The organism is Streptomyces sp. WZ.A104 (assembly GCF_002382885.1).
In the GTDB taxonomy this organism is placed as follows: Bacteria; Actinomycetota; Actinomycetes; order Streptomycetales; family Streptomycetaceae; genus Streptomyces.
On the sequence record NZ_NWVL01000021.1, the window covers coordinates 75,065 to 98,169 of the forward strand.

Annotated in this window: 26 protein-coding genes; 25 read left to right on the plus strand and 1 reads right to left on the minus strand. The window is 68.2% G+C overall.

The genetic code is table 11. From position 1 onward, the window contains the following. Positions 1-32: 32 nt before the first annotated feature. The 4 genes from CIB93_RS37900 (at position 33) to CIB93_RS14075 (ending at position 2,844) form a co-directional block, all read left to right on the plus strand. The gene (locus tag CIB93_RS37900) at positions 33-518 is read left to right on the plus strand and encodes an ATP-binding protein (RefSeq protein WP_179500099.1); all 486 of its coding nucleotides are present in this window, start codon (positions 33-35) and stop codon (positions 516-518) included. Continuing rightward, positions 515-946, plus strand: a complete 432-nt coding sequence (locus CIB93_RS38845) for a DUF6415 family natural product biosynthesis protein (RefSeq protein WP_096627143.1) — start codon at positions 515-517, stop codon at positions 944-946. The genes CIB93_RS37900 and CIB93_RS38845 overlap by 4 nt, the downstream gene beginning before the upstream one ends. Positions 947-1,153: 207 nt before the next feature. After that, positions 1,154-1,732, plus strand: a complete 579-nt coding sequence (locus tag CIB93_RS14070; protein ID WP_179500100.1) for a bifunctional 2-polyprenyl-6-hydroxyphenol methylase/3-demethylubiquinol 3-O-methyltransferase UbiG — start codon at positions 1,154-1,156, stop codon at positions 1,730-1,732. 212 nt (positions 1,733-1,944) lie between these two features. Continuing rightward, entirely contained in the window at positions 1,945-2,844 is a 900-nt protein-coding gene (locus CIB93_RS14075) for a TauD/TfdA family dioxygenase (protein ID WP_257002180.1), read from the plus strand. A gap of 128 nt (positions 2,845-2,972) precedes the next feature. Here CIB93_RS14075 and CIB93_RS14080 read toward each other — a convergent pair whose 3' ends face one another. Further along, the gene (locus CIB93_RS14080) at positions 2,973-3,746 is read right to left on the minus strand and encodes a glycosyltransferase family A protein (protein ID WP_096627146.1); all 774 of its coding nucleotides are present in this window, start codon (positions 3,744-3,746) and stop codon (positions 2,973-2,975) included. A gap of 66 nt (positions 3,747-3,812) precedes the next feature. Between CIB93_RS14080 and CIB93_RS14085 the strand changes: the two genes are divergently transcribed. The 21 genes from CIB93_RS14085 to CIB93_RS14190 all read left to right on the plus strand — a co-directional run bounded on the left by CIB93_RS14085 (position 3,813) and on the right by CIB93_RS14190 (position 23,062). Continuing rightward, entirely contained in the window at positions 3,813-5,069 is a 1,257-nt protein-coding gene (locus CIB93_RS14085; protein WP_096627147.1) for a nucleotide sugar dehydrogenase, read from the plus strand. Positions 5,070-5,122: 53 nt separating this feature from the next. Further along, positions 5,123-6,511: a hypothetical protein gene (locus tag CIB93_RS14090; RefSeq protein WP_096627148.1), complete on the plus strand. Its 1,389-nt coding sequence runs from the start codon at positions 5,123-5,125 to the stop codon at positions 6,509-6,511. Continuing rightward, positions 6,508-8,991: a methyltransferase, FxLD system gene (fxlM, locus tag CIB93_RS38850; protein WP_257002181.1), complete on the plus strand. Its 2,484-nt coding sequence runs from the start codon at positions 6,508-6,510 to the stop codon at positions 8,989-8,991. Before CIB93_RS14090 ends, fxlM begins: the two co-directional genes overlap by 4 nt. A 1-nt stretch (position 8,992) precedes the next feature. After that, a complete protein-coding gene (locus tag CIB93_RS14100) occupies positions 8,993-10,093 on the plus strand; it encodes a hypothetical protein (protein WP_096627149.1) in 1,101 nt (366 codons plus the stop codon). Between the two features lie 237 nt (positions 10,094-10,330). Beyond that, positions 10,331-10,900, plus strand: a complete 570-nt coding sequence (locus CIB93_RS14105) for a hypothetical protein (RefSeq protein ID WP_096627150.1) — start codon at positions 10,331-10,333, stop codon at positions 10,898-10,900. A gap of 137 nt (positions 10,901-11,037) precedes the next feature. Beyond that, positions 11,038-11,379 (plus strand): hypothetical protein, encoded by a 342-nt coding sequence (locus tag CIB93_RS14110; protein WP_096627151.1) that lies wholly within the window; start codon positions 11,038-11,040, stop codon positions 11,377-11,379. Positions 11,380-11,426: 47 nt separating this feature from the next. Next, complete coding sequence (locus CIB93_RS14115; protein WP_179500101.1) at positions 11,427-12,527, plus strand: AAA family ATPase; 1,101 nt, start codon at positions 11,427-11,429, stop codon at positions 12,525-12,527. Positions 12,528-12,602: 75 nt separating this feature from the next. After that, positions 12,603-13,748 carry a hypothetical protein gene (locus tag CIB93_RS14120; protein WP_096627153.1) on the plus strand — a complete coding sequence of 382 codons (1,146 nt, stop codon included), beginning with the start codon at positions 12,603-12,605 and terminating at the stop codon, positions 13,746-13,748. A gap of 1,044 nt (positions 13,749-14,792) precedes the next feature. Then, positions 14,793-15,158, plus strand: a complete 366-nt coding sequence (locus CIB93_RS14130; RefSeq protein WP_096627155.1) for a hypothetical protein — start codon at positions 14,793-14,795, stop codon at positions 15,156-15,158. 34 nt (positions 15,159-15,192) lie between these two features. Then, positions 15,193-16,122 (plus strand): hypothetical protein, encoded by a 930-nt coding sequence (locus CIB93_RS14135; RefSeq protein ID WP_143660043.1) that lies wholly within the window; start codon positions 15,193-15,195, stop codon positions 16,120-16,122. 34 nt (positions 16,123-16,156) lie between these two features. Next, the gene (locus CIB93_RS14140; protein ID WP_096627157.1) at positions 16,157-16,612 is read left to right on the plus strand and encodes a hypothetical protein; all 456 of its coding nucleotides are present in this window, start codon (positions 16,157-16,159) and stop codon (positions 16,610-16,612) included. Beyond that, positions 16,609-16,758 carry a hypothetical protein gene (locus CIB93_RS37910; RefSeq protein ID WP_179500102.1) on the plus strand — a complete coding sequence of 50 codons (150 nt, stop codon included), beginning with the start codon at positions 16,609-16,611 and terminating at the stop codon, positions 16,756-16,758. Before CIB93_RS14140 ends, CIB93_RS37910 begins: the two co-directional genes overlap by 4 nt. Positions 16,759-16,870: 112 nt before the next feature. Continuing rightward, positions 16,871-17,206 (plus strand): hypothetical protein, encoded by a 336-nt coding sequence (locus CIB93_RS14145; RefSeq protein ID WP_096627158.1) that lies wholly within the window; start codon positions 16,871-16,873, stop codon positions 17,204-17,206. Positions 17,207-17,286: 80 nt separating this feature from the next. Then, positions 17,287-17,595: a hypothetical protein gene (locus tag CIB93_RS14150; protein ID WP_096627159.1), complete on the plus strand. Its 309-nt coding sequence runs from the start codon at positions 17,287-17,289 to the stop codon at positions 17,593-17,595. 75 nt (positions 17,596-17,670) lie between these two features. After that, on the plus strand, positions 17,671-18,009 hold the full coding sequence (locus CIB93_RS14155; RefSeq protein WP_096627160.1) for a hypothetical protein: 339 nt from the start codon (positions 17,671-17,673) through the stop codon (positions 18,007-18,009). 41 nt (positions 18,010-18,050) lie between these two features. Continuing rightward, positions 18,051-18,227, plus strand: a complete 177-nt coding sequence (locus CIB93_RS37915) for a hypothetical protein (protein ID WP_179500103.1) — start codon at positions 18,051-18,053, stop codon at positions 18,225-18,227. After that, positions 18,224-19,633, plus strand: coding sequence for a DUF3560 domain-containing protein (locus CIB93_RS14165; RefSeq protein WP_096627162.1), 1,410 nt, complete (start codon positions 18,224-18,226; stop codon positions 19,631-19,633). The genes CIB93_RS37915 and CIB93_RS14165 overlap by 4 nt, the downstream gene beginning before the upstream one ends. A gap of 108 nt (positions 19,634-19,741) precedes the next feature. Further along, entirely contained in the window at positions 19,742-20,236 is a 495-nt protein-coding gene (locus CIB93_RS14170; RefSeq protein ID WP_096627163.1) for a hypothetical protein, read from the plus strand. Between the two features lie 22 nt (positions 20,237-20,258). Next, a complete protein-coding gene (locus tag CIB93_RS14175; protein WP_096627164.1) occupies positions 20,259-20,795 on the plus strand; it encodes a hypothetical protein in 537 nt (178 codons plus the stop codon). 136 nt (positions 20,796-20,931) lie between these two features. Next, positions 20,932-21,999, plus strand: a complete 1,068-nt coding sequence (locus CIB93_RS14180; RefSeq protein WP_096627165.1) for an N-6 DNA methylase — start codon at positions 20,932-20,934, stop codon at positions 21,997-21,999. 424 nt (positions 22,000-22,423) lie between these two features. Continuing rightward, positions 22,424-23,062 (plus strand): hypothetical protein, encoded by a 639-nt coding sequence (locus CIB93_RS14190; protein ID WP_096627167.1) that lies wholly within the window; start codon positions 22,424-22,426, stop codon positions 23,060-23,062. The last annotated feature ends 43 nt before the right edge of the window (positions 23,063-23,105 follow it).

Consider the following 23,105-nt stretch of genomic DNA (forward strand, 5'->3'; position numbering starts at 1 on the left):
CTGTGTTCCTGCCAGTTGACGAGGGGAATCAGATGGTTGCAGCCGAAACATCGCAGGACGCGGGCTCGCCTGGGCTGGCTGACCGACTGCTGGTGTCCCCGATCGAGCAGACGGTGTATCTCACCTGCACCCCCACGCAACCAGGTGCTCCGCCGGTGCCCGGCGACGCGCTGAAGGTGGGGAACATGCGACGGGTGGGACGTGCCCTGCTGCACCAGTGGGGATGCTCCCGCCTGGGGCCGACGGCCGAGGTCCTGATCAGCGAGCTCATGACCAACGCTCTGGTACACGGCTGCGGCACGCGGGTGAAGTTCACGATGTCCCTGACGGAGAGCACCGTGAGGATCGAGGTGGATGACGGCTCCTCTGCCGGGTCGCCCAGGCTGGTGCATCCCAGACCGCATCAGGAGTCCGGCCGGGGCCTCTTCCTCGTTGAGGCGCTGGCAGCAGAGTGGGGCGTCGTCCCGGAGACGTCAACCACCTGGTGCACGCTGGCCCTGCCGGGGGTGGGTCAATGAACGCCGTTGCCACGAGTCCACGGTGGACACACTCTCAGGTCCCACTGTGGGAACCGCCGCTCGATGCCGACTCCTTAGCGGGAGTCCTGGACAGGCTGAGGTCATGGACGCCGCTCGACGGTGACGCTCTTCTGGACGACGTGGCCACCGCCCTGGACGATGTCCCGCCTGCAGAGGCTGAAGCCGTACGCCTCACTGCCCGGCTTCAAGGCCAACTGGCACAGCTGCTGGACATAGCTGTCGCGGCGGAGTCCGGGCGACGGGACGGCTACGTGGCCACCCTGGTTCAGCGGGCCCGAGAGCTGGCGAGGGAAGCGCCCTGTGGAATGCCCTCGGAGAGGGTGCCCCATTTGAGGCAGGTGGCGTGGGTAGCGGGCGAACTCCTCGATCGTCTCGCCGCTCGACGGGAACTGAAGACCGTGGCGTGACACCGGCCTGAGATGTCGGGGGCTGGCCCGGCCTGTGTAGCGGAGGGGCAGCAGCTGGCCGCGCGGTGGGCTGCCGCTACGCCTCCCCCGTCTCCGCTACGCAGGCTCGGCGAGTCGACTGCCCGCCTGCCCGACCCGCTCTCGGAGAGCCCGCATGAACCCATTGCCGTCCCGCTCGCACAGGGGCCAGAACCGGAGGTCGTTATCGTGACCACAGACAGTGCCCGGCCTGCGGTGACCACTTGGGACGCCTGGGCGGACGCGGGCCAGACGTACCATCCGCTCACCGATGTGGAACTCGCCGCCTTTGCACGGCCCTTCCCGGTTCGGTGCGGTCACGTCGCGGTGGACGCCGGCTGCGGTACCGGGCCGTTCGCCCGACAGCTTCACCGTTTCGGGTACGACGTCACCGGCATCGACTTCTCGGAGTCGGCGCTCACCGCGGCCCGCCGCACTCCGATGGTCGGCGTGCGCTACATGCGGCACGACCTCAACGAGGGTGACCCGGCCGGGCTACCGCTCCACGGCATCGACCTCGTCGTGAGCCGTCTCACCCTGCCCTTCCTTACCAACCCAGGCGCGTGGATGTGCCGCATCCGGGAACGGTGGCTCCGCCCCGGAGGCCGGATGTACGTCGTCATACCGGTAGTCACCGCGCAAGGCAGACAGCCCGGCGGGATGACCGCGCGGGAGATCTCCAATCTCACGCGTGGGTGGGCACAGGCGGTCCGCTACGAACTGCGCGGCTCCCTCGTCTGCCTGGCTCTCCGTACAACGGCGACATAGACCCGGCTCGGGTGCCAGTCGACACGTTCCGGGCAGCCCTGAACGGTTGTGCTCCCTCCACGGTCTGCGTGACGAGTCCGCGGGGGCGTGAGGGGTGCCCGAGAACCGCTCGGCGGACGAAGCCCTGCGGCTACCGTCCGCCGAGCCTCGGCGCCCAGACGACAGCAACGCAGGACGACACCTTGAGAACCCTTAGAGACAGGAAGCTCCGCGTGCTCATCGACATCCCGAGCAAACTCGAAGCCGCTCTGATCGACTGCTCGCTTCCACCCTGGCAACTGGACGGGGCGTTCCTGGCAGATCTCACCGTGGAGGAGTACCGGGCCAAGCTGGCGGCCGCCCCTCAGTTCCAGGAAACCGCCACGGCCCTGCGTCACGCGCTGACCAAGGAGGGTGGCGGATACGCCGTGCTGCGCCTGGGGAATGTCGCCAAGGCGCTGGGGACGGGAACCCGGTTGCGGCGGCTGGTGACCGGCTTCGCGGCCGAGGTGGCGGTCCCCTTCTCTCCCTTCCCACGGTGGCCCCTGTGGAAGGACATCGGGGTCAAGGTCGACAAGGACCCCGGCAAGTCCAGCGGCATCGGGTACAACGCCTTCCACATGGACTTGGTGAACGCGACCCTGCCTCCGGACTTCACCACGCTTCTGTGTGTTCGCCCTGACCCGCTAGGCGGCGGCCTGAGCATCCTCTCTGATCCCCACGCGGCGATTGCACGGCTGTCGGAGCACAGCCGCGCTCTGCTGGCCAAGTCGGCCTACCACTACGGGACCTTCTTCGATCTGTTCGGCGTGGGCAAGGAGTACAAGCCGTTTCCGATCTTGAACAGTTCCGGCTCGGGCGATGGATTTGTGCGGTTCACCGCCAAGATGCTGGAGAGATCCGAGCTGGCCCCGGCTCATGCCGACGCCGCCAAGGAACTCGCCCGGGAGCTCGTCCGGGGGCAGGTCTCCCTCATGCTCCAATCCGGTGACTACCTCGTCGTGAACCAGCGCCGCTTCCTGCACGGTCGGGAGGCGCTTCACAGTGGCCAGGAGACCGTCCCGGACTCCGACCGGCGGCTGCTCCTCCAGCTGTTCCTGCGCGCACCGGCTGGCGACAGCCCGGCCGCCTAACACCGGTGATGTACGGAGTCCCGCACCCAGGTCCAGCCTCGACGCGCGCGACATGGTTACGGAGCGGGGCCCGGTCGGGTGCCTTCAGGGAAGGTTGCACCCTGGGGCCCGCGGGCTGGTGCACGAATTTAGATGCGCGCGTTGCGCAGCGACTGCCACGCGGCACCGGCCAGCGCCCGTGTCGCCCGCGGGACCGACAGGTGTTCGTGCTCGCGGTACAGCGACCAGTTGTACTTGACCAAGGACATCTTGTTGGAGGACAGCGATCCCGCCTGGTGGGCCCGGTACACCGCAAGCGGTTCGGCCAGGCCTCGGGCATCTGCGCCGTCCCGCATGATCGACAGCCACAGGGCGTAGTCCTGGCGCTTGCGCATCTCCGGCATCAGCCTCGTGCCGAGGACACGGCGGTCGTACATGGCGGTGAGAGCACCGATGTGGTCCTGGACCAGCATCGCGCGGTAGTCCACGTGTGCCCGCGCACGGATCACCCGCCCGTTCGGGACCCAGTCGGCGGCCTCCCCGTCGTAGTCGGCGTCCATCTTGAAGTACGAGGTGAACGTCAGCGGCGCATCACCTTCCGCGGCGAAGGCGAGCTGCTTCTCGGTCTTCTCCGGAAGCCACATGTCGTCGCTGTCGAGAAAGGCGATGTAGTCCCCGCGGGCCCGCTCGATCGCGAGGTTGCGGGCCCGGCCGGCACCGCCCTGTTCGGGTGCCGCCTGAGGCAGGACGCGCTCGTCCTGCTCGGCGAACTCGCGGAGCAGGTCCATGGAGCCATCAGTGGACTGGTCGTCGGTGACCAGCAGCTCCAGGTCGGGGTGGGTCTGCGTGAGTACCGATCGGACGGCTGCGCCGAGCGTGGCTGCCGAGTTGTACACGGGCATCACGACAGACACCAGGGGCACAGCACTTCTCCTTGTCAGACCAGGAACGACGGTCCATTCAAGCACCGCAATCGAGTAGGAGCCGCCATGCACGTTGTTGTCGCTGGTCAGGGCTATGTAGGGCTTCCGCTGGCCGTACGCGCCGCAGAGGTGGGTCACCGTGTCGTCGGCTACGACGTGGACACGCACCGCGTCCAGCAGCTCACCGCCGGCCAGTCCTACGTGGAGGACGTGGCCTCCTCGCGGCTCCGTGCGGTGCTGGATTCCGGTGCCTACTCCGCGACCGCCGACTCTGCGGCACTGGCCGGCTTCGACATCGCGGTGATCACCGTGCCGACCCCGCTGCGGGACGGCGTGCCCGACCTGACCTACGTCGAGTCCTGCGCCCGGACGCTGGGCGAGCACCTTCGTCCCGGCGCGGCGGTGGTCCTGGAGTCCACAACCTATCCCGGCACCACCGAGGAGCTGCTGCTGCCCGTCCTGGAGAAGGCGTCGGGTCTCAAGGGCGGGGTGGACCTCCTGGCCGGGTTCAGCCCCGAACGCATCGCTCCGGGGAACAAGAGGTGGTCCTTCGAGGGGACACCCAAGCTTGTGTCCGGAATCGACGCCAAATCCCTCGATGTGATCAAGGGCTTCTATGACGGCATCTTCCAGACCACAGTGCCGGTATCCGGGCCCAAGGTAGCCGAGCTGGCCAAGCTGATCGAGAACACCTTCCGACTGGTCAACATCTCCATGATCAACGAGCTGGCGACGCTGGCCAAGCCGCTCGGCGTAAACATCTGGGAGGCGATCGACGCCGCCGCGACCAAGCCCTTCGGATTCACACGGTTCACCCCAGGGCCGGGCGTCGGCGGGCACTGCCTGCCCGTCGACCCACTGTTCCTCTCCTGGAAGACTCAGCAGGAGCTCGGCGTCCCCTTCCGGTTCGTGGAACTCGCCGCCGAGGTGAACCGCCAGATGCCCGACTACGTCGTCCAGCGTCTCGCCGAAGCCCTCGAAAGGCGCGGCAAGCCCGTCAGCAGATCGCGGGTCCTGCTGCTCGGCCTGACCTACAAGATCAACGCCACCGACCTCCGCGAGTCGCCCTCGGCCCGTGTCGCCGAGCTCCTGACCGGCCTCGGCGCCGAGGTCCGCGGCGCCGACCCCAACATTCCGGACGGCGACGACACGAAGCTGAAGGTGCGCCGGGTGGACGCGACCCCGGAGGAGATCGCGGCCGCCGATGCCGTGGTGCTCCTCATGGACCACGCGCGATTCGACCTCGCAATGATCCAGGAGAACGCGCCCTACGTTCTCGACTGCCGAAACCGCATGTCCGGAGCGAACGTCGAGGTCCTCTAGCCTCTCGCGATTCCCCTCACCGGCCGCCGATCCTCCATCCCCCGGGAGTTGTCTTGCGCGACGAATGGGACCATGCCCACACGAACTACACCATGCCGGTGCAGCGCCGCTCTCCTGCGTCGCTGGCAGAAAGCGAGAGCGACTGGCGCCGCTACCTGGAAGGCTCCGCCCCCAACGGCTGGCTGATCCGGGAGAACACCATGGCCGCCGCGCTCGCCAGCGGACGGCCGATGTACCTGCTGCACGTCACCAGGGACATCGACGCCATCCGCACCAGTCGGCAGTTGCACGTCTCCACCGGTTGCCTGGTCGGGGCGCTGTACTGCTCGCAGCTCACCAGTGAGCGCGAGGGACTGCGCCCCCACAACCTCGGCGCCTACCTGATGCGGACGAAGCCCGCCACCACTCCCATGATCTTCGAGGTCGCCCCGGATGCCCCGATCCGGCCCAAGGGCGTCGACTACCTGCACCTCGGCCCCATCCACCTGCGTACCTACCTGCGCTACGAGAGCTTCCTCACCCCGGCCGAACACGACCAGCTCAACCGCACCGTGCTGGCCGGGCTTCGAGCCGCCGCGCCGTTCCTCGACGTCGCCCTGCACAACGCCGCCGGCCAGGCCACTGCGGCACCCCAGTTCATCGACCAGTTATCCGCCGCCGTGCCCCGCGTACCGTTCCTCGGCTACCTGTACTTCGAGGTGCTGTCCGAGTACCTGATGCTCCACTCCGCCACTCCGGAGACCAAGACCTACGCCCAGGCGGGAGAGCTGAACAACTGGCTCTACAAACGCCTCGCCTTTGCAGCCGTGGACGGCATGGACCAGCTGTTCGACCTGGCCCGATTCACCCCGCCCCATCACCGACTCGTCCAGCTCATCGAAAGCATCGAACCGGCTCTCGCCCCGGGAGCCTCCGAGTACGTCCGTCGACGGCTCTCCCACCTGTTCACCCGGACCGCGCTGCACCCGTCCCAGGACGCCGCATCCTTCACCTTCCAGGGCACTGATCTCAGCACGCTCCGGAAATCCGCGCCCGGACTGATCGGCCAGATGATCTTCCGCGAGATCCGGTACATGCCCCGCTACCCCCAGCTGTACCACTGCTTCGAGAAAGCCAAGGCCCTTGAAGCATGGGACTACTGGAACAACGAAGGAATCCCCACCCCGTTCAACGGAGTCACCCCCAAGGGAGAGATAGGGATCAATCCCGCCTACCCCCGATCGACAGTCCGAGTATGGACAGCACGACGAGACAGCAAGGGCTACCTGCACCCGGACCAGGAGATCGACGCCGCCCTCACCCCGCACCTTGCGTCATGGTGGGCACCTCCTCGCCAGCGCGAGACGCGCAGCTCCACCGACGAGTCACGAGTCGAGCCGGCCCCGGTCGCCCGATCACCGATCCCCACCCAACGGCCACCCATGAGCGGGGTACCTGCATGACCGCCAAGCCCCTGCACATCCTGACCGGCATCAACCGCACCTCCGAGCCCTCGTCCGGGAGCATGATCCTCGCCAGCGACCTCTACCGCGCAATGCCCGAGACCCACACGACCTTCCTCGGCAGAGAACCGGTCGATCCGGCATGGAGTGCCGCGTTCGATCAGCTGATCCCCCTCTCCACGCCCAAACGACCCCAAGGCCCGGACTTCGACCCCTACGTCGAGGAGCTGACCCGTGAGGTCGGGACGCACATCGAGAGGACCCGGCCCCATGCCATCCACGCCCAGTACCTCGGTTTCGCGCTCAGCCTGGCCTTCACCCGAACCGCCGACAGCATCCCGATCATCTCCATCGCCCACGGCCCCGAGGTGATGGCAGCCGAGCGCAACGAGCGGGAACGCGAAACCCTGCACGAAGTCGCCGCCGCAAGCACGGCGATCGTGGCCCCGACCGCCGCCCTCGCCAACCGCATCGACCTTCTCACCGGACGCCGATTCACCGATCGGCTCACCGTCATCCCGTGGGGCATCCGTCTGAGCGATGCCCGCGTACGCGATCAACCGCCTCCCAGAACCGGACCGCTGTCCCTCGTGCACGCCGGTCGTCTGGACGACAACAAATCCACGATCACCGCCATCGAAGCCCTGGCTTGCGCCAACGAGGCCCACCACTTGACCGTGATCGGCGAAGGAACTCTGCGGGACTACCTGGAACAGCGGGCCGTCGAACTCGGGCTCCAGGATCGGGTTCAGTTCGAGCCGTTCCTGCCCCGCGCCGAACTGTGGCGCCGTCTGCCGAACTTCGACGCCTTCATCTTCACAACCAGGGGCCTGGAGGCTTTCGGGCTCGTCCTCATCGAGGCCCAGGCCCATGGCCTTCCAGTTGCCCACTCCGATCTTGCCGGTGTGAGGGAAGTCCTCGGGAACACTGGCGTTCCCTATACCTCGGGCGACCCGCGCTCGCTGGCCGTGGCCCTAGACGAGATGGGCCGTGACTTCCGCTGGCGCAAGGCCCTCACCAAGGCGGCTCTCCACAACGCACGCCGATACGACATCGCCGCCACCGGCCGCCAGCTTCGCGAACTGACGCTCCGAGTCACCTCCCAGACAACGCAGGGACACAGGGACGTCAAGCCAGTACAGGTCAGCTCACTCCGCGGCTTGAACCCCAACGTCGAACTCCGCCACGTCGCAAGACGAACGTGTGCAGCTCCTCCGACCACTACGGTCAGCGACGTGAACAGTGACACCATCGAAGTCAACGACGCCGACCGTCTCCGCGCCCAGCTCGTTGACCGCCTGGTCGAGAGCGGCTCGGTCCGCACCCCCCGCGTGGAGGACGCCATGCGTTCGGTGTCGCGACACGTCTTCGTCCCCGATGCCCCGTTGGAGAAGGCGTACGGGAATGCTCCGGTCAACATCAAGTACGACGAGAGCGGCACGTCCATCAGCTGTGCCTCCCAGCCCGACATCGTCGGCAAGATGCTCGAACAGCTCGACGTCGAGCCGGGACACCGGGTGCTCGAACTCGGGGCTGGCACCGGTTTCAACGCCGGACTTCTCGGCTACCTTGTCGGGGACAAGGGGCATGTGACGACGATCGACGTGGACGACGACCTCGTTGAAGGTGCCCGCGCCGGGCTCGTCGCCGCGAACATCGACAACGTTGAGGTGGTCCTCGGGGATGGTGCGCTCGGCCACGCCGACAACGCGCCCTACGACCGCATCGTTGCCACCGTCGGTGCCCACGGTGTGCCGCACGCCTGGCTCGACCAACTCGCCCCCGGCGGACGACTCCTCACCCCGCTCCGCCTCCGCGGCAGCGTCTCGCGCTCGATCGCTTTCGAGCAGGCTGAGGGTGGAGCCTGGCGGAGCATCGGCTCCGAGATGAACACCTTCATGCCGCTCAGGCAGGGCATCGCGGACGACGCGCGACGCTTCGTGAAGCTGACGGACGACGGCTCGGTGACCCTCGTGACCAACGGCGACCAGGCCGTGGACGCCGAGGCCCTGGCCGGCGCGCTCACGCAGACGCGCACCGAGGTGTGGACCGGCGTGAACTTCCGCGGGCCAGAGTCCGCCGAGTGGATGGAACTGTGGCTGACCTGCGCTATGCCGAACGGGCTCAGCCGGATGCCCGCTACGCGAGAGGCCATCGACCGCGGCGTGGTCACCGCCCCGTACGCCAGCTCGACCGCGACCTTCGAGGGCGGCACGCTCACGTACCTGACCCGCCGCACCGCTACCGAGAAGGCACCCGACGGCGCCACGCTGTACGAGTTCGGTGTCATCGGTCACGGCCCCGACGCCGTATCGCTGGCAGACCGAGTCGCAGAACAGATCCGTGTGTGGGACCGCGACTTCCGGGGGCGCGATGTGGTGTTCGAGATCCAGTCCCTCGACACCACGCCGCCCCCGGCCGCGACCGGCCGCTTCGCCTTCGACAACCCGCTGAACCGCATGATCATCGAGTGGCAGTGAGGTGGACGCCAGCCAGATAGCGCGGCGATTCCCGTTGGTGCCCCGGCCGCGACCTGTCTGCCTGCCGCTGGTCGAGAGGGTGCGGGAGATTCACGATCTCGCTCGGGCAGCGGAGCGAAACGGCGACCTCGGCACCAGTGCTGCGGCACTGAACCGGGCAGCCTTGATCGCAAGCGACTGCGGGTTACCCGACCTGGCCCGTGACCTGTGCTGGCGCCACGCGGACATCTACCTGCGCGCCCGGCCTCTGGGCGCGCAGGCAGCCCGGTACGCCCTGGAACCCCTCGTCAACCTTGCCCGCCTGAACATCCGAAATGGCCATGGGGAAGGCGCCTACCGGCTGCTCGACACCCTGAACCAGGCGGTGAGACAGCAGACGGACGCCGTCATCGACGGCCGTGCAGTTTCGTTCCGAGGCATGATCACGACCGCCGAGGACAGGCGGACGGTCTGTCAGTGGCTTTGGACGGTGCTGCTGGGCGACGGCACACGTGCACTCGTCGCCGCCAACCAGTGGGTGCGCGCGCGGGAACACGTCGTACAGCACAAGGGAATTGGTCGCCGACTCCTCGACGGCCGCCAGGTAGCGATCGTGTCGCTCTGCCTCGGGGGCGACCCAGCGATGGCACAGCGCACTCTGGAAGAGAGCACGCTGGACGAACCGTGGGAGCAGCCCGTTGCCGCGTGCCTCGCACTGCTGTGTCGCACGACGGCCCAAGAGCCATCGGCAAAGGCGGCTCCGAAAGCTGCGGCGGAGTACTTGCGCCTTGAAGCGGACCCCGAGCTGATCGTGTTCCGCACGCGCATCGGGCTCACCGTGCTCGACCTCTGCTCAGGCACCGCTCGCGCCGAGATCGCTCGCCGCCTCGTGCACGACGCAGTGAACTCCGGTGACGGATACGTTGCGCGGGAAGCACTGGCTCACACGATCTGCTCCGAGCGGATGAGCGGGAGAGACCATCGCCTGTTGTCCGAGGCCGTCTCAAGCGCCGGCCTCGGGCATGGCAGCATGCCGTCAGAGCCGAAGCGGAAGCTTCTGGAAGCGGCGGCGACGGCAAGTGCAGTGGCAGAGCGAGTCGCCCGTGTCGTCCACGAAGGATGATCGACCGACGTGCCCAACTTCAACGGCATGGTGCGGTTCACGAACCACGGGCGTTGTACGCCGCCTGGTTGCCGCCCGCGCTGACAGCGAAGGCCCCTGAGCGAAACGTTCAGGGGCCTTGCTACACCTCTTGGAAAGTGCCCACCCAGCGTAACAGTGCCTGTGAGACGCCCCCGGGGGCACACACCACGCCTTACCGGTATTCTGCTACCCCTATTCGGGAGAGGGAGCACTGCCATGGCGAAGCCGCTGCTGTTGGGCCGCAAGGAGATCGCGAGGATCTATATCATCGCGCCGACTGCGGTCAGTGACCGATGGGTTCCGCAGGGGATTCTTTCGTACGAGGACGCGGCGATCGTGTCGGGGAAGCCGTTCTGGCCGGGTGGCTTCGTTGTGGATCTCGCCTTGCCGCCGGGCAGTCGTGGCCGGCAGTTGGACGTGGGCGCCCTGGAGAGGCTGGAGCATGAGCAGGGGGCAGGGGTCCGTCCCATGAAGAAGGGTGAGCTGCCTCCCCTGGTCGGGGCGAAGGAGTACGGGGAGTTGTTCGGCGTGACGGAGGTGGCGGTTGGTCAGGCCGTGCAGCGTGATACCGGCATGCTCCCCGATGCGGACTACGTTCTGTCGGACTCTCGGGTGTGGCTGCTGAGCACGGTGCTGGAGGCAGCCGAGGCGACGATGGCGAAGAGTCGTCGGGCCACGTGGGTGCTGAACCCGGACGTGGTGGAGGCGCTGCGGGAGGGCCGGTACGAGGGGCCGGGGTCGTTCATCGCCAAGCGCGGCAAGTCGGCGTCCCAGCAGCAGTCGTAGGGCACTTCTGGAGCGGTAGGCGAGTTGACACCCCCCTCTAACATAGTAGAATTTAGATACAAGAAAGGGAGTGCGGTTGATGAGGCCGCCTTCGTGCCGCAAAATAGGCCGCAATGTATCGACAGGAGGGGGAGGTAATGGATTCCGTCCAGCTGGAGCTGCCCATCGCACCCTTGCGGCACCCGGGACCGCTCGGCGCCAGGCTGAGCATCCAGGAGCGGTTCGAGGCATTCCACCAGCTCAACCCTTGGATTCTGGATCAGCTGGAGGCCCTGACCGCCGACTGTGTCGATCGCGGCCTCAAGCGGGTCGGGATCGGGATGCTCTTCGAGGTGCTGCGCTGGCAGTACGGGCGGGCAACGCATGGCGAACCCTGGAAGCTGAACAACGACTTCCGGTCTCGCTACGTCCGCACCCTGCTTGAGCTGCACCCTGAGTGGTCACCCCTGTTCGAGACGCGCGGTCTTCGCAGCGCGTGAAATAGGCCGCTGCATATAGCTGCCTTAGATACCTCTTGGAGATGCACATGTCCGCACAAGCCGTGCCGAAGCTGCGCACACGCAAGCCCACCGGCGTCGTGCCCTGGCCGAAGGTCCTCATCGAAGGCGAGGAGAAGGCCGGGAAGTCCTACGTGGCCGCCGAGTTCACCGGCTGCGACCAGACAGGCCAGGCGTACTGGCTGGAGCTCGGGGAGGACACCGCCGACGAGTACGCCGGCGTGCCCGGCGCCGACTACGAAATCGTCGAGCACAACGGCTCCTACCGAGACATCCTCGGGCAACTCGAAGCCGTGCACGCGGAGGCGAAGCGTGCCGCTGCCGCGAAGGAACCCCCCGTGGTGCTGGTCATCGACTCGGTGTCTCTGCTGTGGCGGATGCTCGTGAACTGGACCAACGACCGGGCCCGGCGCTCGAACCAGGGCCAGCGCAAGCTCCGCCAGGACCCGGACGCCGAGATCAAGCCGACGATGAACCTGTGGAACGACGCCACGGAGCGGTGGGACAAGGTCATGTACCTGGTGCGCACCATGCCGGGCATCGTGCTGCTCCTGGCCCGAGGCAAGGAGATCAGCGCCCTGGACGAGAACGGGGACCCGATCCCCAAGACGAAGGACTGGCGGGTGCAGGGGCACAAGAGCCTCGCCTACGACGCCACGGTATGGGTGCGGATGCGGCGCGACGAGCCGACACAGATCGTCGGGGCGCGCTCGCTGAACTTCCAGGTCCCCCGCGAGGGCAAGCCGATGACCGTCCCGGCGGACTTCAGCATCGAGAAGCTGGTGTTCGGGCTGATGGGCTGCTCCATCCACAACCAGCCCAAGGCGACGCCGGAGCTCACCGGGGACCTTGCGCAGGCGTGGCTGCCGAAGGTCGATGACGCGGCGAAGGACGGCGTGGAGGAGCTGAAGAAGCTGTGGCGGACGGTCGAGGGCGACGAGTCACTGTCGCGTGAAGAGGTTCGGGTCGTGCGGGCCGCGATCGAACGGAAGGCGACCGAGCTGAGGAAGCCGGAGCAGCTGTCCGACCCCACCAGCGACGTTGCCCGCCTACGCGCGGCCGTGCAGCAGGACGAGAACGCCGAGCGGCCGGACGAGCCCGCCCAGGGCGACGAGTTCAGCGCCGCCTGATCAGACCTTCCCTTCCCTCCGTGCTGGGGCCTGCGCGACAGGCCGGGCCCCGGCACGCCCTCTTGGAGATGGCACATGACCACAGCACCTGTCCGTGACGCCCGAACAGTCTCGATCTGGGACGCTGCCCACGCAGCGGATGCCCGTAGGCCCCGCTCGCTCCAGACCCGCCTGGGGGCGTCGGACACCATCTGCTCACGCCGGGCCGGGTACACCCTGGCCGGCGCGGAGCGCAGCAACGAAGGAGACAAGCGGGCCGCGATCCTCGGCACCTACATTCACCGCGGGCTGCTGGAGGACGCACGCCGCGAGTACAACTGGCTGGTGGAGCGCACCGTCGCGGACGACCTGATCCGCGGGCACGTCGATGTGGTGCAGCTCGACGCGGCCACGGCCTCCCGGCTGCCGAAGCGGCACCGTCCGGTGGAGCCCGCCGAGGTGGTGACGGTGGAGGACGTGAAGACCAAGAGCGCCCGCGTGTGGGACAGGGTGCTGCGGTACGGGCCGACTGCTGCGGAGATGCGGCAGGTTCTGCTGTACGCGGGCCTGCTGTCCACGGTGGGGTTCTCCGACATGCCCGGTCAGCGGTATCTGCACCGCCTGGGGCCGATCGACGTTCAGCGCATCCGGTTCCGCTTCGTGTGCCGGGACACGGGCGAGGAGCACATCCAGGAGTTCCCGTTCGATGAGTGGTCGTCGTTCGAGGCCCGCTGGTGGGTGGAGCGCGTTGTGGATGCCGAGTCGGTGGAGGAGCTGCGCCGCGACTTCGACGGCCCTGGCCTCTCCCCGGTGTGTGACAACTGCCCGTTCGTGAAGCACTGCTGGCCTGGTGTGGCGCCCGGTAAGCCCGCTCAGACCATCCTCGTGCACGACGACGCGGACCGGGAGAAGGCGCTGGCGGTGTACGTGCGCGCCCACGAGCGGTACCGGGTGAGCAGCCAGGTGAAGAAGAAGGTCCGGGCGATGCTGGACGATTCCCCGGCCGGGGTCTACGGGGAGAACAAGCTGGGCTGGTCGGGCGGCAACGACAAGGAAGAACCCGACGTGCAGGCCATGGTGGACATGTTCGAGAACGCGGACCTGACTGTGCCGATGGTCCCGGACGTGCCGGGGATGGTGAACACCCTGCGCAGGGCGGGGATGGCTGTTCCGCTGCGGAAGGCCGCAGGACAGACCACCGCGCGCTCCATCAGCGTCACTCGCGCACCCAGTCGCCCCTGATTGCCGTTGTGGCGGCCTCGCTTCGTCTCGTGGGGCCGCTTTCCCCTTGCCTGCTTCCTCAACACTCTGAGCGCCCTGGAGGGGCTTCCTCGTGACGATTCTGCGCCGCCACCTCAGCACCGGATTCACCGTGCTGCCCACTGCGACCTTGGAGGATTCCCGGCTGTCGTTCCGCGCCCGGGGCATCCTGGCCTACCTCGTGGCGAAGCCGGACTCGTGGACGGTTCGTACGGAGTCGATCGCGAGGGCGGGCAGGGAAGGGCGGGACGCGGTGCGGGAGGCGGTAAAGGAGCTGAAGGCGCTGGGGTACTACCGGGTGATCACCGAGCGGCACCCGAATGGGCAGTTGACGAAGGTGACGGAGGTGTATGACACGGCGCAGGAGTGGGCGGCGGAGGAGTACGCACAGCAGGAGGCTCGTCGGCTTGCTCGACGGACGGCACCGCAGTCAAAGGAGGCGGACGGCGCCCCCGAAGACGGGTTTTCAGGCGTCGGTTCGCCAGGGGTCGGAGCACCGGGGGCAGGCGGGTCAGGCGATATAGGTAGTAACCAGAGCCAGTATTCACACCAGAACCCCCCTACCCCCACGGCTGGCGCCGCGGGGGAGCCGGGCGTAGCCCCGCAGCAGGCACCCGCACCGCCCGGACAGCCTGGGGGATGCTCGGCGCATCCGGACAGGCCGGGCCGGTCCTGCCGCGCGTGCGGTACGAGTCCGAGGGCGCAGCGGGAGGAGGAGAAACGGGCAGAGAGGGAGCAGTTCAAGGAGCGGGAGCGGCAGCGGAACGAAGCGTTGCTGACGGAGGTGCGTCGCCGGCCGGGTGGTGAGGGGTTGTCGGAGTTGGCGCAGCAGCGGCTTGCTGAGATTCGGGCGGCACGCAGGGACGGCGGTGGTTCTGGTGAGCGTGTAGCACGTCGCAGAAAATAGGCCACACCTGATAAGAATGATCCGCAGTGCTGCGGGGGATTCGGCACCCCCGAATAGACAAGGTAGAATTTAGCTACGAGCGGGAGGGGCCCGCTCGAACACCTCTTGGAGATTCGCCAATGACAGCCAGCCTCATCACAGGAGGCCGGGCCAGCATCCCCCCGGTCACCCTCGCTGCCCTCCTGCACAACATCGACGCCTTCGACGTGCACCTCACACGCCGGACCGCCACGATTCGTGCGCACGTCGACTCCTATACGCTGCGCACGCAGCAGCTTCCGACGGGAGGCTGGGCCCTGACCTCCGTGACGGAGCATCGCGCCGACGGGCCGCCCGCGGTCGGACTAGTACTGACCGAGCTGTCCCCCGCGCTGCGGACCCCCCTCGACGCGATCACTCAGCAACTGCGCACCCAACTGGGCGCCGGATACGAGATGCGGATACGCCTGACACAGGACACCGTGATCTGCACCCAGCCGCAGTAATAGGCCGCATCAAATAAAAGAGACTGGAGTTCTCGTGAATGCCTTTGACCCCGCCGCCGAAGCAGCAGCCCGCCGCGCCGACTACGGCCCCAAGGAACTAGACGCCCTGGCCGTGTACGGCGATGTCGTCGCCGCACTCGAAGCCCTTGGGCTGCATCCCTACATCGAGACCTGGGGCGGCCTGGCGGTGTGCGCGTTCACCTCGGATGGCTCGGTCATCGTCGTCGCCTGCCAGGACGCGCTGCCGCTCCAGCGGGAGATGGTCATGGGCTGGCACATCACGCACGTTTCGGAAGACGATGCGGCCCCGCGGTGGCGCTGCCACATCTACGACAGCACCCCGAGGGACCTGTGCTGCGACCCGCGCGGAGACGTGAGCCTGTCACCGCTCGCGGTCACGATCGACGCGCACCTGCCCCCACTCCACAGCCGGGGCGCGGCAGTGCAGTTGAACGACGATGACCGGCGGATGGCCGTACGCGACTACCTGACCCCCGCCCACCTGCTGGAGTTCATCGACTGCCCAGGGGACCGGCAGCGCACCACCTGGGGTGCGCTGCGGTTCCCCGCGGGCGGCCCGACGGTGACCGTTCGCCGCCTGCCCGGCGAGCCCGAGCCGGGGCGTTCTGCCTGCTTCACCCCCACCGTCGGCGGGTTCCGCTACGAGATCGACGCACACGATGGCGTGCGCTCAGGGTTCCTGTCGTGGGGCAGTGACGTTCACACCGTCATCAGGGACCGGCTGACACCCGTGCGGTACGGGGCACTGCGGCAGGCCGTGGAGGCTCAGGCCGCACACGACGCCGCGTTCATCCCGTGCCCGCTCCCGTACCGGACTCCCGAGCTGTGGCGGGACCTGTTCTACGCCGACTGGTCGCGAGAGCGCGCCGAGCGCGCCCTGCGGGCCGCGTTTGCGCTGGACGCGATCCTGCCGCCGGCGAGACCGCACCTGTCGCTCTTCTGACCCGACCGTTCACTCCACACGCTGAGGAGACTTCGTGATCACCCCGACCGCCAACGCCGGATGGGTCAGCAGCGCACCGTGCGCTGGCGCGGACGGCTACGTTCCATCCGACGGCCAACTCGGTGCGCCCGACCGCCTCATGGAGGCCTCGGCGCCGCTGATGCAGGCATGCGTGGAGTCCTGCCCGTTCATCGTCGCGTGCTACGACCGCGTCCGGCCGGACGTCGGCTTCGATGGCGTGTGCGCCGGGCGGCTATGGATCGACGGAACACCGGTCGCGGTGGCGGAGGGTGCGCCCCGGCTGCGCAAGCTGCCGTCCCGAGCGGGAATCTGCGGCACGAGCAGCGGCGTAGCGGGGCATCGGCGCGTAGGAGAGCCGCTGTGCGGTGACTGCCGGGTCACCGCACAGCGGGCGGACACACGGAAGGCCGGGGCCGCCACGATCCGCACCCGCCGCAGGAGCAAGCCCACTGCGGTGGTGGCGGCGTGACAGATCCGCGCCTCGCGCTGATCGCGGCGCTGCGGGACAACCTCCCGCAGATGCACGCGATCGCCTGCGTGCACCTTGCCGATGCGCTGATCGCGAGCATGGCCGACGACGGCGTGTACCTGACGGCTGACACACCGGAGGAGTAGCCGCCATCGCGGCTTTGACCTGCGAAAACAACATTTGACACCCCCCCTAGACATAGTAGAATTTAGATATCAGGAGGGGGGAACCCCGAACAGCAACCCAAAGGACCGCACGATGACCACGCAGCTCCCCGACCCGCTGGCCGCGCTGACCGTCGCCATCACCCACGGCCTCACCGAAGAGCAGGCCGACACCGCACTGGCACTCGCCGCCCACTACCTCGTGGAGTCATGGGAAGGCCACGCCACCGCCCTCGGCCTCAACCCCTACGACATGGACGCAATGGAGGCATGGGGGCACGGGCTCTCCCCGGCCATCCGCGACGGATTCCTTGAGCACGCCGTCGACGCCGTTCGGCTCGCCGATGAGACCGCAGCCGCTCAGGCTCCGCGGCACCTGCGACCGCGAAGGCCGCGCGTGATGCACACCTGCCGCGTCCGCATCCACTGACACACCGCTCCTCCGGCCCGCTCCGTTGAGGGCGGGCCGGGCAGCTGGTGCACACCCTCACTTCGCAGGAAGGCAATCCCATGGGCGCACTTGTGTTCCACACCGTCGCTGTCGGCGCAGACCTGAACGGGGCGTTCGAGCAAGCACGCGCCGACGCCGCTCACGAGTACGGCACCGGCGGCTACTCGGGCTCCGTGTACGAGAAGGACAGCGTGACGCTGATCGACGAAGCCCCCCGAACCGAGACCAGGGCCGTAGCCCGTGCGAACGAGCTGATCGACCAGGCGGACAGCCGCATCGACGCTCCACGCGGCCCGGCCGGTGCCTTGCCGGTCGTCACCGACGACGGTCAACGCGGCTGGCTGATCTTCGGCTGGGCTGCCCACTGAACTCCCGCCAGCCGGCACCGGACCAGGTGCCCGGCTGGCGGGCCCACCCCGCAAACCTCTTGGAGAGAAACCGCTTTGACCGCGCTGCACAAACGCCTGCCGCTGCTCACGGCAGGCGACATCATCGAGAACCTGGGCCTGAGCGCCCAGCAGATCACCCAGGCCACGGCCACCATGGACCAGATAGTGCGCCGAGCCTGGCGCCTACGCCCGGCAGCCCAGCGAACGCTGACGCTGGAGGAGTTCGAGGACACCATCCCGCCCTGCCACTGGGCGGTGATGTTCGAGGTCTGCGCCCTCAACAACCTGGGGCGTTACACCGAGGCCAAGACGCTCACCAACGCGGCCCGGCTCCTCAACGCGGCAGGGGGCAGCACCTCCACCGCCAGAGCCCGAAAGCAGAAGGCCCGGTGAACCCCGGGGACCGCGTCTGGCTGCGCGGCGAAGACGACTTCGTGTCTGACGCTAACGGCCGCCCCATCGACTTCCAGATCATCCGCCAGCGAAGCCACACCTCGGGCACCTGGCACGAGCTGGCCACCGAACACCGCATCGCCCAGGAGATCTACGGCGGCTGGCACACCGCGCCGCGCCTGTCCTACGCGATGCCCGACGAAAGCGAGACCCGATGACCATCGAGATCATCCACACACGAGCCGAAGGCACGCTGGTGCACGGCACCCGCCGCGGCGACGCCTCGGCGGACCAGCTGAAGAAGCGGGACTACGGAAGCTACGGCCGACTGGCGTTCAAGTGGTCGCGCCACCTGGGCTGCTGGTACCTGCCGCACAGCCGGGACAAGCAGGCAGACCGGTACTCGATAGACCTGCTGGCCAAGCGGCTGCGGGGCGCCGACTTCGAGGTGACCGTCACCGTGAACGAAGAGGTACGCCGGAGCTTCACCGAAGCCGAAGCCGACCGGACCGAACGCGCGGAGGCCCGCGCTGAACGGTTCGAGGGCTACGCCGACAACGCGGCCACCTCCTCGAACACGGCACACGCGGCAGCGAAGCAGATCGCTGACGGCATTCCCTTCGGACAGCCGATACTCGTCGGCCACCACAGCGAGGGCCGTGCCCGCCGCGATGCTGCACGCATCGACACGAACATGCGCCGGTCGATCTCCGACGCCAAGCGCGCCGACTACTGGCAGAACCGCGCCGAAGCCGCCGGACGGTACGAGCAGCACCGCAACGACCCGCAGCGCACGCTGCGGCGCCTGGAGAAGCTGCGTGCCGAGCTGCGGGAGCAGGAGCGATACCACGCCACCGCGGTCGAGAAGGGGTGGGACTCCGCCGAGCGCCACGCGAACAACGTCCTCGACCTGAAGGACGAGATCGCCCACTGGGAGCAGGTCATCGAGGAGGCCAAGGCCCGCGGTGTGAAGCTGTGGGAGCCCGGCGACTTCGTGCGCGGCGACTTCGCTTTCGTCCTCGGCTCCTGGTACGAGGTGGCCAGGGTGAACCCCAAGACGCTGTCGATCGCCTGGAATCTGAGGCTCGCGCCGAAGCAGGTGATGACCATGGAAGACGCGAGTGAGGATGGCCTGGTCGGCACGCACACAGTCGACTACACGAAGGTACAGGGGCGGTGTCCCGGCGAGGCGATGCGCGCCTGGCTCGCCGACAAGCGGGTGCCGGGACTGAAGGCGGCGCGGGAGGCATCCGAAGCGGCCCCGGCCAGTGAGCTCCGCGAGGCGCAGGCGTCCAAGCCCAAGACGCGGCGTCGCAGCGATCCGAAGATCCCCAAGCGGGTGCGTGTGGACTGTCGGTGGGATGCGACCGAGGCGACGCTGACGTGGCTCAACGGGCGCAGCCAGCCCCACAAGGATCACGCGCCGGAGACGATCACCGCTCCGGAGGGGGTGGAGTTCACCGGGTCGGTGTGGTCGCCTCCACTGCTGGCCCTGGTGCGCGAGCTGCTGGACGAGCGCGGCTACACCTTCCGGGGCCGATGGACCGGCTCCCCAGGCAGGGGCATCGTCTGCGCCATCGAGCCCGCCCAGACAGAGGAGCTGCCGGAGGCGGCGGCCTCGTAGGCCAGCGCGGGGCTTCAGTGATCACCCACACCCTTATGCATAGCAGATTTTAGGTAGCGGGTGGGTGGGAGGTTCACCCGCCCACCCGCCACCCCACACAGAGGACTCATGAACAACAACGACACGGCCGGACCGGGCGGCACCTACCTGGACGGACTCCCGCTCAAGCCCCGCAACCTGATCTCGGCCACGCTCGCCCTTGCCCGCATCGATGAACTCGGCTGGGCCCCGGTCACGGGCTACCCGGGCAGTGACGTGCTGTGGACGGTTCGGTGCCTGCTGTGCGGGTGGACCGGGCAGCGGTTCTACAGCCACCTGCGGCGCGCCCGCCCCCTGAAGCGCCACAACAAGTGCGCGCCGATCAGCGAGCATGCCCGCCTTCTGGCGGCGCTGGCCGCCAGCTCCAGCACCTCATGCCGCTGCCGCGTCCAGCACCCCACGACCCCAGCTGACGCCGCGTCCGTGATCGACGCGATCACCAGCTCCCACCTGCGGAACGACACGACCCGCCTCGCTACCGGACTTCACCGCCTCTTGGGCCCCTGCCCCGCCACTGCCGCTCGCGCCCGCGCAGTCTCCGAGCTCGACCCCTCACGGCCCTGAATCCCACATCTAGGAGCAGATCATGATCCCGCTGCACGCCCCGCATGTTCGCCGCAACGCCTGGCAGGTCACTTTCGACTCCCCAGCATCCGGGCAGCGTTGGCGCTACACCATCCCCTCGCACCACCTGAACCAGACCCGCGACGACATCCGGACCTTCGCCCGGCGACTGCACGGCGTCGTCACGTACGGCCGCGGGCGCGACATCGTGACGCCCGAGGTGATCACGGACGCGGTGTTCACCCCGCCCACCGTGTGCCGGCGCCGCGCCGTCGACTGGGCCGCGCTCCGAGAACTGCGGAGCGCCCCGGATGAGGGCTGGGCCAACGACTTCCCTCACTGGCGCCGGACCATCGAAGACAGGACCATCGGGTTCGGGGTGTCACTCTCCGATGTCATGGCAGCTGCCGCGTTGCACGGTGCGGGCTGGGACCTGGCGCCGTACCGCGACCAGTTCGGGCGCGTGAACTGGGAGATGGTGCGAGCCGACATCCGGCACGGCGCGATGAGCACCCTGCATCAGACGCCGCACGGTCTGCTGTGGGTGGACCACGGCTAACTTCCCGTCACGTTCCGCAGTTGACCCCACCCTCATACATAGTACAATTTAGTTAACAGGTTGTTCCTGTTACCGGCCCGCCCCCATCGCCAGGGGCGGGCCGGACCGCTTTCCACACCCCCCGAGAGGGCATCGCATGACCGAGCAACTTGACCTGTTCGACAGCCTCACCGCCGAGACCGCACCACCCAAGCCCGCCGTGCCCGACACCTTCACCGCCGCACCGCGCGCCACCACCCCGGCCCCTCGGGCTCGCCAAGCCGTCGGACCCGGCCCGCAGCCGCAACGGGCCAGCATGCCGCACCCGTCGGAAGGGGTGCACCGTCGCGCCATGACCATCGCGGAGGACGTGGCCGCCGCCTGGTTCAAGCAGCACGGAAGCCACCGCATCGAGAGGCCCATCGGCCTGGTAGCCGCGCTGACACTGGTGCGGCAGAAGGACAGCAACGGCCCCGACCTGGCGCAACAGATCCTGACGCAGCAGCCTCGCCAACTGCTCAGCATGTACCGCGAGATCTGGTCGGTGCAGTGGATACAGCGGCCCGACTTGATCGACCGCGCCCGAATCCTGCACGAGTGGCTGAACGACGACGTGGACGACCAGCACCTGCACCTGATCCGCCGCGTCACCGAGACCGCACTCAAGCGGGGCCTGCTGACCCTGACGGGGCACGCAGACCCCTACCGCCGGTCGGAGACCGACGTCCTGTCCCCGCTGATCATGATGACGCGGTCGCACGGCGCACAGCAGGGCCTGGGCGAATACCACACGCCGGCACCGGTCGCTGACGCCATGGCCGAAGCCGTGGTCCATGGCCTGTCGGCCGAATTGGCCAACACGGTAAAGCCCCCGAAGGCCGGGGAGCACATTCACGACCCGGCAAGCGGCACGGGAGGGCTCATCCGCTCGGCCGCCCAGTCGATCCGTCACCGAGGCCTTGACCCCCACGACTTCCAGTGGTCGATGGTCGACATCGATCCGATCGCAGCCGCCTGCGCGGCCGTCAACGCGATCGTGTGGGACCTGGGGCCCCGCGTCACCGTCGCCTGCGACAACTCCCTGGCGAACCCGAACGCCGTCAAGGACGCCATGCGCGAGGCACGCGCCGTATTCGAGCACCGGGACAGTGTCGTCGGCTGCGCGCGCATCGTCGCCGCCGTCCGGCAGACGCAGCGCCTCTTCGAGGGGGCGACAGCGGCGTGAACGTCGTCAGCTACGGCGGAGGCGTGCAGAGCACATCGCTGCTCGTCCTGGCAGCACGCCGCGAAATCTCCCCGCGCACGTTCCTGTTCGCCAACGCGCGCTGCTCGGCTCAGCCGAAGCGGTCGACTACATCGACCGCCCCGGCACCACCGCCGTCGTCGCCCTCGCCCCCCTCATCCGCAACCACCAGCCGGTCAACTCCCACGCAGCGCACGCAATACACACCATCGCCCAGACCCTCCCCCACACCTTCCACGGCCCCGTGCTGCTCATCGGATACACCGACGACGGCCACATGGTCAGCCTGCCCGACGACATCGCGGCACAGCTCCGCAACCTCGTCACCTGCCCGCACGCCAGCCCCACCCGCTGACACCGCCACACACACCACCCCGGCTACCTGCCACACCTCTTGGAGCACACCATGACCACCACCGCCACGGCTGCCGCCCCCAACACCGACCAGGACGAGGCGATCACCGAGACCACGCCGCGCCTGTCGCTGATCGACCTGTACCTGCTGGCCGACCCGATAGCTGCCGCACTCGGAGACGGCTGGGCCAAGGACGACGACACCCCCACCGACGAGCGCACCATCCGACTCACCCACACCGACGGCCGCGCCATCGGAATCCGCCTGCTGTGGGACGGCATCGCGGCCCAGACCTACGCCGAGCACCCCAAGCAGCAGACGTACAACGCCGGAGCCCACTTCGTGAACGCCGAGGACCCGCTGGACACGCTCCTCAACACCGTGAACCTGCGCCTCATGCCCGCCTTCCACGACCACCGCCCCAAGCTCAACCGGGCTGGCGCCCCGATCCCCCCGCCGGCCCCCGACACCGACGACACCCACCCGGCCACGCCCGCCCCGCAGCCCGCCACGTCGCCCGACGACGGCAAGCCCGCAAGCGACGCCCCGGCACCGACGGAACAGAAGCCCGCACGCCGCAAGGCCACAAAGACGCCGTCAAAGAAGACGGCAACCACCCCGCGCAAGCGGGCGGCCGCCAGCACCAAGCGCAAGCCCGCGACCAAACGCACCGCCACCGCGTCGGCCTGAACACCCAACCCCCGTGGGCGGGCAGCACACCCAGCTGCCCGCC

Coding starts and splice junctions, on each gene's coding strand:
- CIB93_RS37900 (WP_179500099.1), top strand. CDS start 33: ATGGTTGCAGCCGAAACATCGCAGGACGCGGGCTCGCCTGGGCTGGCT.
- CIB93_RS38845 (WP_096627143.1), top strand. CDS start 515: ATGAACGCCGTTGCCACGAGTCCACGGTGGACACACTCTCAGGTCCCA.
- CIB93_RS14085 (WP_096627147.1), top strand. CDS start 3,813: ATGCACGTTGTTGTCGCTGGTCAGGGCTATGTAGGGCTTCCGCTGGCC.
- fxlM (WP_257002181.1), top strand. CDS start 6,508: ATGACCGCCAAGCCCCTGCACATCCTGACCGGCATCAACCGCACCTCC.
- CIB93_RS14105 (WP_096627150.1), top strand. CDS start 10,331: ATGGCGAAGCCGCTGCTGTTGGGCCGCAAGGAGATCGCGAGGATCTAT.
- CIB93_RS14110 (WP_096627151.1), top strand. CDS start 11,038: ATGGATTCCGTCCAGCTGGAGCTGCCCATCGCACCCTTGCGGCACCCG.
- CIB93_RS14115 (WP_179500101.1), top strand. CDS start 11,427: ATGTCCGCACAAGCCGTGCCGAAGCTGCGCACACGCAAGCCCACCGGC.
- CIB93_RS14120 (WP_096627153.1), top strand. CDS start 12,603: ATGACCACAGCACCTGTCCGTGACGCCCGAACAGTCTCGATCTGGGAC.
- CIB93_RS14130 (WP_096627155.1), top strand. CDS start 14,793: ATGACAGCCAGCCTCATCACAGGAGGCCGGGCCAGCATCCCCCCGGTC.
- CIB93_RS14145 (WP_096627158.1), top strand. CDS start 16,871: ATGACCACGCAGCTCCCCGACCCGCTGGCCGCGCTGACCGTCGCCATC.
- CIB93_RS14150 (WP_096627159.1), top strand. CDS start 17,287: ATGGGCGCACTTGTGTTCCACACCGTCGCTGTCGGCGCAGACCTGAAC.
- CIB93_RS14165 (WP_096627162.1), top strand. CDS start 18,224: ATGACCATCGAGATCATCCACACACGAGCCGAAGGCACGCTGGTGCAC.
- CIB93_RS14170 (WP_096627163.1), top strand. CDS start 19,742: ATGAACAACAACGACACGGCCGGACCGGGCGGCACCTACCTGGACGGA.
- CIB93_RS14175 (WP_096627164.1), top strand. CDS start 20,259: ATGATCCCGCTGCACGCCCCGCATGTTCGCCGCAACGCCTGGCAGGTC.
- CIB93_RS14180 (WP_096627165.1), top strand. CDS start 20,932: ATGACCGAGCAACTTGACCTGTTCGACAGCCTCACCGCCGAGACCGCA.
- CIB93_RS14190 (WP_096627167.1), top strand. CDS start 22,424: ATGACCACCACCGCCACGGCTGCCGCCCCCAACACCGACCAGGACGAG.